Origin of the sequence: Mesorhizobium sp. J18, from assembly GCF_007829525.1 — a bacterium.
In the GTDB taxonomy this organism is placed as follows: domain Bacteria; phylum Pseudomonadota; class Alphaproteobacteria; order Rhizobiales; family Rhizobiaceae; genus VLJP01.
On record NZ_VLJP01000026.1, the window covers coordinates 25,779 to 40,798 of the forward strand.

Consider the following 15,020-nt stretch of genomic DNA (forward strand, 5'->3'; position numbering starts at 1 on the left):
TGCCGGCGGCGTCAGCGGCCGATGCGGTCGAGGAACTGATACCAGCCCGCCACGAAGCGGACCGCCGGCTCGCGCAGAAAGTAAAAAGGGATGGGCTTCGGCCCGTCCCGTTCCATCAGGCCGAGATCAGGCTTGTCTCCCTGTATCAGATCGACGGCGCGGCGGCCCATGAGGCTCGACATGGCAACGCCGGCGCCGTTGTAGCCGAGCGCGAAGCCGGTCCGCTCGTCGAGCATGCCGACCTGCGGAAGGCTGTCCATGGTCATGGCCACGAGCCCGGACCAGCGATGGGTGATCGCGGTTCCGGCAAGCTGGGGGAACATCTCCTTCAGCGCCCGTTCGAGCTCCTGGAAGGCGGAAGCGGAATCCTCGCGACCGAAGGCGCCGCGCCCGCCGAACAGCATGCGGTCGCCGGCAGGACGGAACCAGCGCATCATGCGCCGCGTCTCGCTATAGCTGCGACCATGCGGCATGAGGGTGGCGCGAAGGTTCGGACCGAGCGGTTCGGTGGCGATCATGGCGCTGCGGAATGGAATGACGGTCCCGCGCACCGGCGCCGTGGCGGCGGTGATGTCAGAATAGCCGTTGGTGGCGATCAGGACATGCCGGGCGGCGACCTCGCCCTGCGCTGTTGTCAGGACGGTTCGGTCGCCGTTTCCCTTGCGCGCCAGAACCGCCGAATGTTCGAAGATTTCGCCGCCGCCCGCCCGCACCGCGGCGGCAAGCGCGCGCGCATAGTTCAGCGGGTGGATGACGCCGGCATGGGTGGACAGCACGCCGCCGACGAAATCACCGGAGCCTGTTTCCTCCCGCACCTGATCGGCGTCGAGTATGGTCAGGCTAGTGTCGCCAAACATGTCGCGCGCGGTCTCTGCCTCTGCCACGAGCCTCGCCTGGGCGAGATCGTTATGGGCACAGCGCAGGTTGCCGGTGCGGGCAAAGCCGGCATCCGTAATGCCAAGTCCTTCGACATTCCGTTCGACGCAATCCATCGCATCATGGCCGATGCGGTGCATGCGCCGGGCGGTTTCAAGACCGTGGTGTTTGGCGATGTCGCTTAGGGAGACGCGGAATTTCGTAGAGACCACGCCGCCATTGCGGCCGGAAGCGCCCCAGCCGATCTCGACCGCTTCCAGAACAACCGGATGCAGGCCACGTTCGATGGCGCGCAAGGCGGCGTTAAGACCGGTATACCCGCCGCCAATGATGGCGATATCGGCCTTGACCGCCTTGGTGAGCACGACTGGAGCCGGCGTCAGCGGGGCTGTTTCCCGCCAGAGCGAACGCGGATGCTCGGTCGCGTTCATCGTGCCATGGCCCGCTGCATGCCCGTCAGGCGCCGAATTCCGCTTCCACCGCGTCGGCGAACTCGGCGAGCGTGGCAAAATGGTAATCCGGCTTCGTCACCTCGCCGGGATGCGGCGTGCCGCCATAGCCCTCCTGGTGCATCCGCCGCTCGATCCAGCAGACTTTGTAACCGAGAGCGCGAGCGACGCCGATATCATGGTACTGGCTCTGCGCAACGTGCAATATGTCTTCCTGGCGATAGCCGAAGGCGGATTGCCGCCCGAGATTATGCGAGAAGAAGCGCGGATCGGGCTTGGCACATTTGGCGTCATCCATCGTGACGGCGTCATGAAAGGGGTTGCCCAGCCGGTGCGCGTAGGCGCTGAAGGCGACGCGGTCAGCATTCGTCATCGCCACGAGGCGAAAATGCCGGCGCAGCCTTTTAAGCGCCTCGGCGGAATCCTCGAATGCCGGCCAGCGCAGCACGGCGAGCTGGAAGGCGTCGGCAGAACCTTCGTCGGCGGGCAGGCTCAGCTTGCGCGCCACATGGAGATAGACATCCGCCATGACCTGGCTGGAACGGCCGGGATGCTCGACGCGCCCATCGAGATAGGGGGCGAAGAGATCATCATCGCTCAGTCCCTCGGCAGCCTTTCCGCCGATCGAACGGAACGCGTCGAGAATACCTTTCTCGAAATCGATGAGCGTTCCGACCACGTCGAATGTCAGAACCTTGAACTGCTTGAAGGACATCCGGTCTGCCTCTTGTCTTTCATTGATCCGGCTCCCGAACCGCGGAAGCTTCGGCTCAATGAACAGGAGCCAGCGGACCGCCGCAATTCCACAAATGGTAACCTGGGAGGTTACATTTTGTAATGGCACGGCTTCGCCACCTGCTTCCCTCGCTCAACGCGCTCGTCACCTTCGAGGCGGCGGTGCGCTGCGGCACCTTTGCACGCGCTGCGAACGAGCTCTGCGTTACCGGTCCGGCCGTCAGCCGGACGATCGGACGGCTGGAGGCGCACCTCGGTGTCGCCCTGTTCCATCGCACGAGCGCCGGCGCCGTCCTGACGGAGGAAGGAAGCGCACTCTTCTCCGGAATTTCGGCCAGTTTCGACGAGATCGAAAAGACATTGCTGAGGGTGCAGCAGGCGCGGCGCTCCGGCGTCCAGACTGTCGTATTGTCGGCTTCCTCGGCCTTCGCGACCCATTGGTTCATGCCACGGCTTGCCGACTTCCAGGAACGATTCCCGAAGGTCGATATCCGCTTTCAGTTGATCAGCGGACCGCTCGGCGGATCCGTCAACGGCGTCGATATCGCCATGCGCTTCGACCACGGCAGCGGCGTGCGCCATGTGGCGCGACCGCTCATGCCGGAACTGCTGGTGCCGATCCGCGCTCCGCATTTCCGCGGCGCGGAAGCGCCGGCCGGGGCCTTCATGCCCGCCGTCGACCGCATAATCAATCTCAGCAATGCGGAGCCTGACTGGTCCGGACTTTTCTCTGACGACACGCCCGATGGGAAGGCCGGAGGCCTGCAGTTTTCAGATTACACCGTCGTGGTCCAGGCGGCGCTGCTCGGGCAGGGGGTCGCGCTCGGCTGGCTGAACGTCGTCTCACACCTGCTGGCGCGCGGCGATCTGGTGCCCGTCGGGTCGATCATGAAGACAGGCCGGACATGCGAACTGGTTACGGCACGCAATCCGGAGCTGCCGGTCATTGTCGAGATCTGCGATTGGATCGCGGCGGAATTCGCTGCCGATATGGAGCGCATCGCGGCATTGTATCCGGAACTCGGCATGCCTGAACCTCCACCTCAAGCAAACGCGCCGATCTGAAACGAGGATGCCCATGAGATTGAAGACTGCCAATGTCTATGTCGTCGAGAGTGGTGGCATCCGCCCGATACTGCTCGAGCTGGTGACCGATGAGGGCGTGATCGGACTGGGCGAGGCGGGTCTGGCCTACGGGCTCGGCGGATTGGCCGCCGCCGGTATGCTCAAGGAGATGATCGAGCGTTACCTTGTGGATGGCTGCGACCCCTTCCGGGTGGAGCGCCTGTGGACGGAAATCTACGATCACAGCTTCTGGACGAAAGGCGGCGGTCCTGTCCTCTTTTCAGCGATGAGCGCCATTGAGCAAGCGCTGATCGATATCAAGGCCCGCGCACTCGGGGTTCCCGTCTATGAGCTGCTTGGCGGCCGGATGCGCGACGGTCTGCGCACTTACGCAAACGGCTGGTATTTTGGCTGCATGTCCGATGGCGATTTGCCGAGGGCCGCGGAAGCCGCCGTGGCTGATGGGTATAAAGCCCTGAAATTCTATCCTTTTGCCACCATCATGCCGGATGGCCGGTTGCGTCATCCAGCGCTGCGCGCCGCAAGCGAGCCGGAGCTTCTACGACGGGCCGTCGCGCGCGTTGCTGCAGTTCGTCAAGCAGCGGGACCGGATATCGAACTGATGCTCGATCTGTCCGCCGGGACCACTCCAGACGACACGATACGGTTTTGCCATGCGGTCGAGAAGTACGACATAACCTATATCGAGGAACCGGCCGATCCGGGTGACATCGGGTCGCTTGTAAAGGTCGCCAGCGCCGTCTCCCAGAGGGTGGCCGTTGGCGAGCGCGTCTATACCCGGTATGGCTTCCGCGACATTCTGGAAACGCGCGCCGTTGACATTCTTCAACCGGATATCAGCAATACCGGCGGCCTTCTGGAGGCCTGCAAGATCGCGGCCATGGCGGAAGCCTACAGCCTCAAGGTGCAGCCGCATATCTGCGCCAGCGCATTGTCTACGGCAGTCGGCATGCATTTCAGCGCCTCGATTCCAAACTTCTATATCCAGGAGCATTTCCCTTATTGGGACCGCATTCCCGGTCACAGGGAAATTCTCGAAGATCCGATCGAGCCTACCGTGAAGAACGGCGTCATACCTATCCGTGATAGTCCCGGCTTCGGAGTGATGCTCAGAAAAGAAGCTCTGCAAGACAGCCTATATGCTGCAACCGAGCTTTGAATGCTGCTTCAGCAGCGTCTGCACCCAAAAAAGAGACGGCCGCGATGAGGATCGCGGCCGTCTCGTGTGATGTCTGCTGATCAGGCTGACAGATTCGTGGTGATTGGCAGCTTCCGGACCGTCTTGCCGGTCGCAGCGCGTAGCGCATTGGCGACGGCCGGGCCGATCGGCGGAACGCCCGGCTCACCGACGCCCGTGGGCGGTTCCTGCGACGGCACGATATGGACCTCGACTTGCGGCATCTGGTCGATCCGAAGCGGCGTGTAGGTATCGTAGTTCTCCTGGTCCACGACCCCTTCCGTGAGGGTGAGCTCCTCCTGCAGGATAGCGCCGAGACCAAAGCCTATGCCGCCTTCCATCTGGGCGCGGATCTGATCGGGGTTGATCGCGGTGCCGCAATCCACGGCGCATACGACCCGATCGACCTTGAAGTCGTTGTCGCCATTATAGGTGATCTCGACCACCTCGGCGACATAGGTCGAGAAGCTTTCATGCAGGGCCACGCCGCGGAAACGGCCTTCAGGCAGGGGCGTTCCCCAGCCGGCCTTCTCGGCCGCCAGCCGCAGGACCCCCGCGTGACGCGGATGGTCGCCGAGCATTGAAAGGCGGAACTCGACCGGATCACGGTTTGCGGCTGCCGCCAGTTCGTCGATCAAGGTTTCCATGACATAGGCCGTGTGGGTAGAGCCCACCGAACGCCACCACAGAACAGGGATCTTCACATCCGTCGTCGTCAGATCGACTTTCAGGTTCGGGATCGCGTAAGGCAGGTTCGCCGCACCTTCCACGGAAGTCGGGTCGATGCCGTCCTTGATCATCGCGGCCATGGCGGAGCCTGCCATGATCGACTGGCCTACGATGTGGTCATACAGGCCGACGATATTGCCATCCTTGTCGAGGCCGGCCTTCACCGCATGCACATAGGCGGGACGGTAGCGCCCGCCGCGCATGTCGTTCTCGCGGGTCCATTGCACCTTTACCGGCTTGCCGGGGCCGAGCGCGCGCGCCGCCGCCACGGCTTCGACAATGAGGTCGGCATCCGAAACCGCGCGGCGGCCGAAGCTGCCGCCGGTCTTCATCACATGCAGCCTGACCTTGTCCGGCGTCGTGCCGCCGACCTCGGCGGCGACCATCTGATAGAGATCGGGCATCTGGTGTCCGCCCCAGACATCGATCGTGCCGTCCTCGTTGATGCGGGCGGCCGCATTGAGCGGTTCTATGGAGGCGTGAGCGAGATAGGGAAACTCGTAATGGCCCTCGATTATTTTTTCCGCATTGGCGAGCGCGCCGGCGGCATCTCCGTCATTGCGCGCCGTGGCGGCAGCCGGTCCGTCGGCAATCCTGTTGTACTCGGCCATGATCTCGGCCGAGCCGCGCTTTTCAGCCTTGTCCTCGTTCCATGTCACTTCCACAAGGTCGCGGCCCTTGAGCGCGGTCCACATGTCCTTGCCGATCACGGCAATGCCGCGGGGCGTCTGGACGACGTCCACAATCCCGTCGAGCGCCTTCGCCTTGTCGGCGTCGAAGCTTGCCACCTCGGCGCCGAATTTCGGCGGATGGATCATCACGGCAGTGCTGAGCCCGTCCATCTTGAGGTCGATCGTGTAGGCCTGCGTACCGTTCGTCTTGCCGGACGAATCGTAACGCTTCAACGAGTCCGAGCCGATCTGGGTCCACTCGTCGCGTGGCTTCAGCGGCACGTCCCCGGGCACCGGCATTCCTGCCGCGGCCTCGGCGAGATCGCCGAAGGCAGCGCTTTGGCCGGATGGATGCGAAACGACGCCCTTGGCCACGGTGATCTCGGCTTCCGGCACGTCCCACGTCCTGGCGGCCGCGGCTATCAGCATCGCGCGGGCCGCCGCACCCGCCTTGCGGTAGCGCTCCCAGGAGGAGGTCATGGAGGTGGAGCCGCCGGTTCCCTGCATGGCGCCGCCCCAGGCGAGGTTGCCGTAAAGGGCGGTATTGCCGGAGGCGCCGATCACATCGACCTGCGCCCAATCACCGTCGAGCTCCTCCATGACCAGGGTGGCGATGCCGAAATAGGAGCCCTGGCCCATTTCGAATTGCGATGAATGGACCAATATCCGGTTGTCCGGTGTGATCTCGACATAGGCCTGGAACGGGTTGGCGGCGTCCTTCTGGTCCGACTGGGCATGCGCCGGAGCCATCGGAAGCATGGTATAGCCGACTACGAGGCCCGCGGCCGTGGCGGCCGTGCCGAGGAGAAACTGGCGCCGCGTGGGCTGCAAGGTGCTTTCCTTGAAACGAAATAGCAGCATGGCTCAGATCTCCAGCTGGTGGGCGGCCTCGTGGATAGCCGCGCGGATGCGATGATAGGTTGCGCAGCGGCACAGATTGCCGCTCATGGCCGCATCGATGTCTTCGTCCGTTGGCTTCGGCGTCTCCGTCAGAAGGGCCACGGCCGACATGATCTGTCCCGACTGGCAATAGCCGCACTGGGGAACGTCCAAATCCGCCCATACGGCCTGCACCGTTTCTCCGACCTTGCCGGAAACGCCCTCGATCGTGGTCACAGAGGCGCCTTCGATGTCGCCTATTGCGGTCTGGCACGAGCGCGTCGCAATGCCGTCCACATGAACGGTGCAGGCGCCGCATTGGGCGAGCCCGCAGCCGAACTTCGTTCCGGTAAGCCCGATGACGTCGCGGAGCGCCCAGAGCAGCGGCATCTCCGGATCGACATCGAGCGTTCGCGCTTCGCCATTGAGGGTGAAAGCGACCATGGCTTGCTCTCCTTGTCTTGAGCTGGCTATAGCGTTGCGCCTCCTCCGGCGGGGTGCCGGAGTCTTTGTCGAACGCAGCAGACGCAGATTAGGGGCGCCTCGCCTGGGCAACAACCGGATAGACGGCAAATCGCGAGATCGTGAAGTGGAGCGGCGATGATGAGAGCGCTTTTAGCAGCAGCGCCGTTCTTTGGGGCGAGATGATCCCGTCTGAGTTCATCTCGCCTCAAAACAAGCTCTTCAGGGGCTTGCGAGTGCCGAGGCCAGGTGTGCAGTACCGATGGGTGGCTTTCGCTCCAACGGAACCGAAGGCCGGTCCCATCGGCAGAAACAATAGGATTCCCCGAAGGGGCACCGCTCAGGCGGCGGCAGCTTTCCGAAGGATGCGAGCCTTGGCGGCGAGCTCCTTGGTCGCGTCCACCGTTTCCTGGGCGGCATACCAGTAGCGCGGCTTGAGTTCGATATTGAAGAGAACGCCTTCGGGAAACTCGCATTCGGCCATCAGCGTGTCCCAGGGAATATCGCCCCAGCCGACCGGCAGGTGCAAGTCGCCATGGCCGTAGGCGACGCGCTCGCCGTCCGTGAACATCCAGATGTCGTCCTGCCGGCCGAAGCTGTCATGGACATGCAGATGGCGTGAGTACGGAGCCAGCGCCTTGACCTCCTGGACGAAATCGTCGCGGCGGCCGTCGAAGTCGAGCTTCTGATAGGCATGGCTGAAATCCAGCGTTGCTACCACGTTCGGATGCGCGATGGCGGCAAGCTCGGCGGCGAGCCGCGTCGGGGACGAGGCATGGACCGCACCCTTGTAGCCACCGAACAGGGTTTCGACGCAAAGGAAGAGATTCAGCTGCTTTGCGACATCCCCGGCCTTCGAAAGCCATTCGCGCTGCCGGTCATAGGCTGCCTCGATGCCGTCACCCTGCTGAACGGGGATCAGACCGGAATGGATAACGTAATTCTCGGCGCCGACCTCCGCCGCCACTTCAAGCGAGGCGGCCAGCACCTCCATATGGCGCGGCAGGCGGTAGGCTTCATCCATGAAATTGATGGCGAGCGGTCCGTGGACCGAATAGATCACGTTACGCCCGGTACAGGCCCTCTTCAGCGCCTCGAGTTGCGGACGGCGGATTTTCCCGCCGACGACGATGTCCATGTCGTAGGTCGGCAGTTCGATCGCTTCGACGCCGAGTTCCTGGATCATGTCGAGTTCCTCGGCGAAATCGCTGAGATCGTCCTTCCGCTTGTGGGCGGAGATGCCGGTTCCTGCGGCGCCATTGGGGAGCATGTCGTGGTCCTTTCTGAGTTTGGTATCGTGTCAGGTCAGCGTCGGGTCGAGCCGGTCGCGCAGCCAGTCGCCCACTACGCTGACCGCCAGCGTGGTGAACATGATGACGAAGGCCGGCGCGAGCATGATCCATGGGGCGTTGGTCAGGTATTCGCGGCCATAGCCGACCATATTGCCGAGGCTTGTCATCGGTGGCTGTACGCCGAGCCCGAGGAAGGAGAGGCTGCTTTCCAGGAGAATGATCTCGGGAAAGACAAGCGTCATGGAGACGATCAGGGTCGAGGCGATGTTCGGTAATATATGCTTGAGATAGATGCGTGCGGGGCTCGCTCCGATCTGCGCCACCGCCGCTGCATAGCCCTGCGCGCTGGCAGAAATCGCCAGGCCGCGCGCTATGCGGGCATAGCGCTCCCAGCCATAGAAGCCCATGAGGCACACCAGCAACAGAAGCGAATTGCCGAAGAAGGCGAGGACCGCCAGAGAAAGGATCAGGAACGGCAAAGCCGCCTGAAAGTCCGCCAGCATGAGCACCAGTTGTTCGACGAATCCGCGGAAATGGGCGGCCAGGAAGCCCAGCAGAGTCCCGAAGAACGCTGAAATCAACGACGCGCCGAAAGCGATCAGGAGCGAGACGCGGATCGATTCGATCAGCCGCGAAAGAACATCCCTGCCGAGTTCGTCGGTGCCGAGCAAGTGCGCGGGGTTGCCGATCCGGGCAAGCCTGTTGCCGAGATCCATGGAGGTGATGCCGTAGGGCCGGATCACATCCGCGAAAATAGCGATGCCAACCATCGCCACGAGCCAGAAGATGGCAATATAGACGGAGACGGGAATGCCCTTGCCGCCGCTTCCATCTTCCCGGGAGCGAACCGCCTTCTCGGCGGGAAGCGTGGCGTCCGTCATGTATGCCCCCCTGTCCGCAGCCGCGGGTCGAGATAACCGTAAAGAATATCAACGGTAAGGTTCGAAACGACCATGGTGATCGAGACCAGGAGCAGGATGCACTGAACGACGGCCAGATCCCGGTTGGCCACGGAAGAAACGAGCAGGCGGCCCACGCCGGGCCAGGCAAACAGGGATTCGACCACCACTGCGCCCGCGAAGAGCGAGCCCACCATGAAGCCGACAATAGTGACCACGGGGATCGAGGCATTGGGGAAGGCGTGGCCGCGCACGACCCGCGCCCACGGCACGCCCTTGGCGCTGGCGGTCCGGATATAGGGCTGGCCAAGAACTTCCAGCATGGCGCTGCGCGTGAAGCGCGCGAGGATCGCCGCACCTCCCACGCCAAGAGTCAGCACCGGCAGGATGGCATGCATCCATGTATCCTGGCCGCCGGAAGGAAACCAGCCGAGGATCACGGCGAAGATGAGGACAAGCAGCAATCCGAGCACGAAGCTTGGCATGGTGAAGCCCACAATCGCGCCGATCATCACGATGCGGTCGATCGCACTGTTGCGGTGGAGCGCTGCATAGATGCCGGCCGGAATGCCGAGCCCGATCTTGATCAGCAGTGCGGGAATCGTGAGCTGCAGCGTTGCCGGAATGCGTTCGGCGACAAGCATGATGGCAGACTGGCCATCGCGCATCGACACACCGAGATCGCCCCTGATGATCGCCAGGAAATAGCGCAGATATTGCTGCCAGATGGGATCATCCAGTCCCCACGATTTGCGGAAGGCGGCGATCGCCTCGGGGGGAGAGTCCGGGCTCAGTATGATCAATGCAGGGTCGCCGGACAGGCGCAGAACGATGAATGCGAATGTGACGACCAGGGCCACGGTGATGCATGCCCGTGCAACGCGCAGTGCCAGAAAGCGGAGCATCACACGACTCCTTCGAGGGAGGGCTGTGCGGTGGAGACCGCCACCAGATGGCAGGCCACCGAGCGATCGTCTGTCGTCTGCTTGAGTGCAGGCGTCTCGCTCCGGCAGCGTGCCGTTGCAAATCTGCAGCGCGGATGGAAGGCGCAGCCGGACGGGCGGTTTGCCGGATTCGGGGGCTCTCCCTGAAGGATGATGCGTTCCTTCAGCGGCGTTCCCGGCTGGGGGACGCTCGACACGAGCGCCTGCGTATATGGATGAAGCGGCTCGCGGAAAATGTCCTCGGAAGAACCTTCCTCGACGATGCGGCCCAGATACATCACCGCTACGCGGTCGCTGATATTCCGAACGACTTTCAGGTCGTGGCTGATGAACAGCATGGCGATGCTGAATCGCTCCTGGAGGTCAGTCAGGAGATTGACGACCTGCGCCTGTATCGAGACGTCCAGCGCCGAAACGGGTTCATCGCAGACGAGAAATTCCGGGCGTGAGGCCAGGGCCCGGGCCAGAACGGCGCGCTGGCGCTGGCCGCCCGACAGTTCATGAGGGTAACTTCTGCCATGATCCGGCCTGAGGCCCACGGCGGCGAGCAATTCATGCACCCGCTCGCGGCGCTCGGCAGCATCTCCGATGTTGTGCACATCAAGCGGCTCGCGCACCTGATCGGCGATCGTCAGGCGCCGGTCCAGGGCGGCCAGGGGGTCCTGATAGATGAGTTGCATCCGTGCGCGCAGGCGTCGCCATTCAGAAGTCCCTGCGGCCGGTATGGGGCGCCCGTCAAACGAGATGCTGCCTTTCGATGACGGCTCGATGCCAAGCAGCAGGCGACCGGTGGTCGATTTGCCTGAACCGGATTCGCCGACAATACCAAGTGTGCTTGCCCGCTCGACGGACAGGGAGACGCCGTCCACGGCACGCACTGTCGTCGGCGGCGCAAACATGCCGCGCCGTGAGGCATAGTCCTTGACCAGACCCTGAGCGGTGATGATGTCCGCGCTCATGCGACTGCGAAATCCCGCTGCCGTTCCGAGGCCGGAGAGTCCGATAACGGATGCAGGCAGGCGATTTGCCGGGTTCCTGACAGGGTGGCCAATGCCGGCTGTGTGTGATGGCAGTTTTCCCGGGCCGACCTGCATCTGGGTGAAAATGCGCAGCCGGCCGGCATATGGCGCGGATCCGGGACGGTTCCCTCGATGGGAACGAACCGGCGCCGTGGCCCGTCGAGGCGCGGCAATGCCTCGAACAGGCCATTGGTGTAGGGATGACGCGGCTGCCTGAAGAGTTCCGCTGTCGGGCCGCTTTCGATGATGCGGCCGGCATACATCACGCAGGCTCTCTCGCAGACCTGCGAGACCGCGCCGAGATCATGGCTGATGAAGACCAGTGCCAGTCCTGTTTCGTTGCGCAGCCTGACAATGAGATCGAGTATCTGCGCCTGGATCGTGGCGTCCAGTGCAGTTGTCGGCTCGTCAGCGACCAGGAGATCCGGGTTGCCGGCCAGGGCCATCGCGATCATTACGCGTTGGTTCTGCCCGCCGGAAAATTCGTGCGGATAGTTGTCGAGCCTGCGGGAGGCGTCGGGAATGCCGACGAGATCCAGAAGGCGCTTGGCCTCTGCGCGTACGGAGGCCCCGGTGAGACCGCGATGGAGAGCGATCGCCTCCTCGATTTGCCGGCCGACGCGGATGATGGGATTGAGCGCACTGGACGGATCCTGGAAGATCATGGCGATCCGTGCGCCGCGCACTTTCTCGATTTCGGACCGCGGCATGGTCAGAAGGTCTGCTCCCTCCATCATGACGCGGCCGCCGATTCGGGCTTTCTGGGGCAAGAGGCCGAGCGCGGCAAGCCAGGTGACCGACTTCCCGCAGCCCGATTCCCCTACAAGGCCTACGGCCTCGCCTTTCCCGATCGTCAGATCGATGCCGTGAAGGACACGCACACCGTCAAATGCAACCGTCAGTCCGGTGATTTCCACCAGCGACATGTGCCTTCTCCCGGTACGCTGCCTCAGTTCATTCCACCCCAGTTGCCGGGGCGGAAGTCCATCGCAAAGGCGGACGCCGCCTTCCATTTGATCGACTTCGGCTTGGCGGTGAAGACCGCGTTCTGATGCAGGACGGTGTAGGCCGGATCCTCGCGCTCGCAGATTTCGAGCATCCGCTTGAACGCCTCGCGGCGGCGGGCGCGGTCGGTGCTTGTCTCAAGCTCGACCGACAGGCGGTTCGCCTCTTCATTCGTCCACTCGCCGACCTGTTGCTGCTGGCCATTCGGACCGTGCTGGGCGACGATGGAGGAGACAGGGTCATTGAAGGGCGCGGAGTTCGACCAGTCGCGAACGGCGCGTCCCGGAGTCTTCTCGAGAATCTGCTGCCAGTTCTCCTTCATTTCGATCTGCACGTTCAGGCCGACCTGATTCCACATTTCGGCCAGGATCTGACCGGTTGCGGTCTGGTTGGTGTAGTAGTTGTTGAGAAGACGATAGGGTATCGGATCGCCCTTGTAGCCAGCCTGCTTGAGAAGGTCGCGGGCCAGTTCGGGATTGTATTCGGGAACCGACCAGTCCTTGATGAACATGTCGCCGTAATATTCCCACTGCAGACCGGCAGGCACGCGCGTGCGGCCGGCCCACAGCGAATCCACGATCGCCTGGCGGTCGATCGCATGGGTGAAGGCCCGGCGCACGAGCGGGTTCTGAAGCTGCTCGTGATTCTTGTCGAATACCGTCAGGCGGTGATTGAGGACGGTGCCGCCCTGGACCTCGAAGGCCTCGTTGCTCTCGATGCCGGCAATCTGGTCCGGCGGGACATCGCAGGCGAACTGGTATTCACCCGAAAGCAGGCCGTTGATGCGGGAGGCGACTTCGGGCACTTCGACGAAGCGAATCTCCTTGAGCGGCGGACGGCCACCCCAATATTCGTCATGGGCGGCGAGAAGAAGATAGTTGTCCGGCTTGAATTCGACGACCTTGTAGGGACCGGTGGTCACCGGGCCACGGGACCAGTCGACATAGCTCTTGGCTTCAGCCCAGCCGCGCCGGCTCGTGATTTCACTGCCATAGCGCGAAATGCGTCCCTCGATCGTGACGTCCGGCGTACCGTTGACGAAGCGGACGGTGTATTTGTCGACCACCTCGACGCCGAGCAGGGCGGGCCAGGAACGGCGCGCCACGGCTGGAACCTCGATGGGAAGTTCCTTGTCGGCGCGGCCGGTGATATTCTGCTCGGTGGTGTAGATCGTCTTCCCTGCCACCGGCTCCGTATCGCCGAACATGCGTTCGCGGCCGAAGGTAAAGGCGACATCCTCGGCGGTCAGTTCGTCGCCATTATGGAATTTCACGCCCTCGCGCAGCTTCAGCTCGACGGTCTTGTCGTCCACACGTTTCCATTCGGTGGCGAGCAGGGGAACGGAATCAAGCTGGCCAAGCCAGTTCCGGCCGATCAGACCTTCCCAAAGCGAGGAGAAGAAAATGCGCTCGCCGACATTGGACTGCTCGCGCATGACGTCGAGCGTGTTCGTGTTCGAAATCTTCTGCACCGCGATCGTGATGGAGGGACGATTGTCCGCCTGCGCAATGGCGAAACGGGGCAAGATGAAAGAGCCGGCTGTACCGGCTGCCGCTCCAAGCACGGATCGGCGCGTCAGTTGAACCATCGTAGATCTCTCCAGAACTGATAAATCGGATGCGGGCGCGGGCCGCCGGGAAGTACAACGCGGGCGAACGAACTGCACCGCGTCGCCATGAACAAAAAAGGACAAGTCGCTTCGAACGAGGCAGTGCGTCTCGCATCGGGCTGAGAGCGGTAATAGGACAGGCGGATGACAGCCCGATGAATCCCGGATGACAGCTATTTGACGGTACTGTGAATAGCGTGGACGGGCGCTCTTTTGACCAAGGGCAGCCTTCGCCGCGAATGCCGGCTAATCATGCAGAGGCATGGGGGAGATGCTTGGCGCGAATTTCGGCCGTCCGCGCCGATGGTTCGCGCTGTACGATCTATATCCGAGAGTAACAGAAGAGCCCGATCAGGGATTCACCACTCTGCCGGAAGCCATCAATCACGGCAAAGCCGAGATGAACGACAGCTCTTTCCAGCATATCGGCGGGATGTGTCAGTTGGCGGACGGAACGGGGCAGCCCATGTCCCCTTCCTCGCAATTCAGATAGCCTTCGAGGTCCTGGATGCGGGATTGTGTCAGGTGGGTCATGCATTGTGCAACGAGCATCGGCATCATGCTTCCTCCGGCCGCCTGGGCAGTCCGGAAATCGCATTCCGCATCGCGGAACCTGACCCAATCCCGCTGTGCCTGAACAAGAAGCTTCTTGGTATCCGCATCGTCCCGCAGGCGGATTTCGATCTGCCTGTAAAGCTCATTGAGCTTCTCGTCGGACTTCTTGAACGCAGCGTCAGCACATTTGTTCAGAGCGGCCTGATCCTGAGCCTTGTCGTAGCAATTGTCCTGGGCAAAGGCGAAAGCCGGCATGGTCGCAATCACGATAGCAATCAGTATGGCCATTCTCATCTTCGTGCCTTTCGGTCCCGGCAAGCTCTTGAGTGGCTTGGCCCTTGCCGGGAACTTATCCGCATGCCGGCACAACGGTAATCCTGTTCACCCGGCCTCGCACCATTTCGACCAGATCAACAGGTCGTGACCCTGGCCGGTGATCAGCCCCACTTGAGTGGTCCATTTTAAAAGTTAGTGCATCGCCGGTCTTTGGTCCATCGGAAGGATGGTTTCCGGGGCTGGCGGGSGRTAGCCCAATGCGCTGTGTGGTCGTTTCGTGTTGTAGTGCTTCCTCCATTGCTCGATCAGTATTTGTGCCTCGCGGAGGCTGTAGAAGACTTCTCCATTCAGCATTTC

General features: G+C 62.5%; 14 protein-coding genes. 2 read left to right on the forward strand and 12 right to left on the reverse strand.

Annotated features, from left to right (window positions below; genetic code table 11):
* Positions 1-11: 11 nt before the first annotated feature.
* Together L598_RS11630 and L598_RS11635 are read right to left on the reverse strand one after the other, a co-directional pair.
* Positions 12-1,307 carry an FAD-binding oxidoreductase gene (locus L598_RS11630; RefSeq protein WP_144862688.1) on the reverse strand — a complete coding sequence of 432 codons (1,296 nt, stop codon included), beginning with the start codon at positions 1,305-1,307 and terminating at the stop codon, positions 12-14.
* Between the two features lie 25 nt (positions 1,308-1,332).
* A complete protein-coding gene (locus L598_RS11635; RefSeq protein WP_144862689.1) occupies positions 1,333-2,040 on the reverse strand; it encodes an HAD-IA family hydrolase in 708 nt (235 codons plus the stop codon).
* Between the two features lie 122 nt (positions 2,041-2,162).
* Here L598_RS11635 and L598_RS11640 point away from each other — a divergent pair, with 122 nt between their 5' ends.
* Together L598_RS11640 and L598_RS11645 are read left to right on the forward strand one after the other, a co-directional pair.
* On the forward strand, positions 2,163-3,125 hold the full coding sequence (locus L598_RS11640) for a LysR family transcriptional regulator (protein ID WP_144862690.1): 963 nt from the start codon (positions 2,163-2,165) through the stop codon (positions 3,123-3,125).
* A 13-nt stretch (positions 3,126-3,138) separates the two neighbouring features.
* Entirely contained in the window at positions 3,139-4,305 is a 1,167-nt protein-coding gene (locus tag L598_RS11645; protein WP_144862691.1) for a mandelate racemase/muconate lactonizing enzyme family protein, read from the forward strand.
* Between the two features lie 80 nt (positions 4,306-4,385).
* On the opposite strand, the gene L598_RS11650 is transcribed toward L598_RS11645, so the two are convergent.
* The 10 genes from L598_RS11650 to L598_RS11695 form a co-directional block, all read right to left on the reverse strand.
* Positions 4,386-6,584 (reverse strand): xanthine dehydrogenase family protein molybdopterin-binding subunit, encoded by a 2,199-nt coding sequence (locus L598_RS11650; protein WP_144862692.1) that lies wholly within the window; start codon positions 6,582-6,584, stop codon positions 4,386-4,388.
* Positions 6,585-6,587: 3 nt separating this feature from the next.
* Entirely contained in the window at positions 6,588-7,046 is a 459-nt protein-coding gene (locus L598_RS11655) for a (2Fe-2S)-binding protein (RefSeq protein WP_144862693.1), read from the reverse strand.
* A 358-nt stretch (positions 7,047-7,404) separates the two neighbouring features.
* Positions 7,405-8,334 carry a sugar phosphate isomerase/epimerase gene (locus L598_RS11660; RefSeq protein ID WP_144862694.1) on the reverse strand — a complete coding sequence of 310 codons (930 nt, stop codon included), beginning with the start codon at positions 8,332-8,334 and terminating at the stop codon, positions 7,405-7,407.
* Positions 8,335-8,364: 30 nt separating this feature from the next.
* Positions 8,365-9,237, reverse strand: coding sequence for an ABC transporter permease (locus L598_RS11665; protein ID WP_144862695.1), 873 nt, complete (start codon positions 9,235-9,237; stop codon positions 8,365-8,367).
* Positions 9,234-10,160 (reverse strand): ABC transporter permease, encoded by a 927-nt coding sequence (locus L598_RS11670; RefSeq protein WP_144862696.1) that lies wholly within the window; start codon positions 10,158-10,160, stop codon positions 9,234-9,236. The genes L598_RS11665 and L598_RS11670 overlap by 4 nt, the downstream gene beginning before the upstream one ends.
* Positions 10,160-11,158, reverse strand: a complete 999-nt coding sequence (locus L598_RS11675; protein WP_144862697.1) for an oligopeptide/dipeptide ABC transporter ATP-binding protein — start codon at positions 11,156-11,158, stop codon at positions 10,160-10,162. The genes L598_RS11670 and L598_RS11675 overlap by 1 nt, the downstream gene beginning before the upstream one ends.
* Positions 11,155-12,144, reverse strand: coding sequence for an ABC transporter ATP-binding protein (locus L598_RS11680; RefSeq protein ID WP_144862698.1), 990 nt, complete (start codon positions 12,142-12,144; stop codon positions 11,155-11,157). Before L598_RS11680 ends, L598_RS11675 begins: the two co-directional genes overlap by 4 nt.
* Before the next feature lie 23 nt (positions 12,145-12,167).
* The gene (locus tag L598_RS11685) at positions 12,168-13,811 is read right to left on the reverse strand and encodes an ABC transporter substrate-binding protein (protein ID WP_144862699.1); all 1,644 of its coding nucleotides are present in this window, start codon (positions 13,809-13,811) and stop codon (positions 12,168-12,170) included.
* 459 nt (positions 13,812-14,270) lie between these two features.
* Entirely contained in the window at positions 14,271-14,681 is a 411-nt protein-coding gene (locus L598_RS11690) for a lysozyme inhibitor LprI family protein (protein ID WP_144862700.1), read from the reverse strand.
* 174 nt (positions 14,682-14,855) lie between these two features.
* Positions 14,856-15,020, reverse strand: a 165-nt coding sequence (locus L598_RS11695; protein WP_144862701.1) for an integrase core domain-containing protein, incomplete at its 5' end; no start/stop codon positions are given.

Excerpts from the sequence above, each read along its gene's own strand:
- L598_RS11660 (WP_144862694.1), bottom strand. The coding sequence starts at position 8,334 with ATGCTCCCCAATGGCGCCGCAGGAACCGGCATCTCCGCCCACAAGCGG.
- L598_RS11685 (WP_144862699.1), bottom strand. The coding sequence starts at position 13,811 with ATGGTTCAACTGACGCGCCGATCCGTGCTTGGAGCGGCAGCCGGTACA.
- L598_RS11635 (WP_144862689.1), bottom strand. The coding sequence starts at position 2,040 with ATGTCCTTCAAGCAGTTCAAGGTTCTGACATTCGACGTGGTCGGAACG.
- L598_RS11665 (WP_144862695.1), bottom strand. The coding sequence starts at position 9,237 with ATGACGGACGCCACGCTTCCCGCCGAGAAGGCGGTTCGCTCCCGGGAA.
- L598_RS11675 (WP_144862697.1), bottom strand. The coding sequence starts at position 11,158 with ATGAGCGCGGACATCATCACCGCTCAGGGTCTGGTCAAGGACTATGCC.
- L598_RS11640 (WP_144862690.1), top strand. The coding sequence starts at position 2,163 with ATGGCACGGCTTCGCCACCTGCTTCCCTCGCTCAACGCGCTCGTCACC.
- L598_RS11655 (WP_144862693.1), bottom strand. The coding sequence starts at position 7,046 with ATGGTCGCTTTCACCCTCAATGGCGAAGCGCGAACGCTCGATGTCGAT.
- L598_RS11690 (WP_144862700.1), bottom strand. The coding sequence starts at position 14,681 with ATGAGAATGGCCATACTGATTGCTATCGTGATTGCGACCATGCCGGCT.
- L598_RS11645 (WP_144862691.1), top strand. The coding sequence starts at position 3,139 with ATGAGATTGAAGACTGCCAATGTCTATGTCGTCGAGAGTGGTGGCATC.
- L598_RS11670 (WP_144862696.1), bottom strand. The coding sequence starts at position 10,160 with ATGCTCCGCTTTCTGGCACTGCGCGTTGCACGGGCATGCATCACCGTG.
- L598_RS11680 (WP_144862698.1), bottom strand. The coding sequence starts at position 12,144 with ATGTCGCTGGTGGAAATCACCGGACTGACGGTTGCATTTGACGGTGTG.
- L598_RS11630 (WP_144862688.1), bottom strand. The coding sequence starts at position 1,307 with ATGAACGCGACCGAGCATCCGCGTTCGCTCTGGCGGGAAACAGCCCCG.
- L598_RS11650 (WP_144862692.1), bottom strand. The coding sequence starts at position 6,584 with ATGCTGCTATTTCGTTTCAAGGAAAGCACCTTGCAGCCCACGCGGCGC.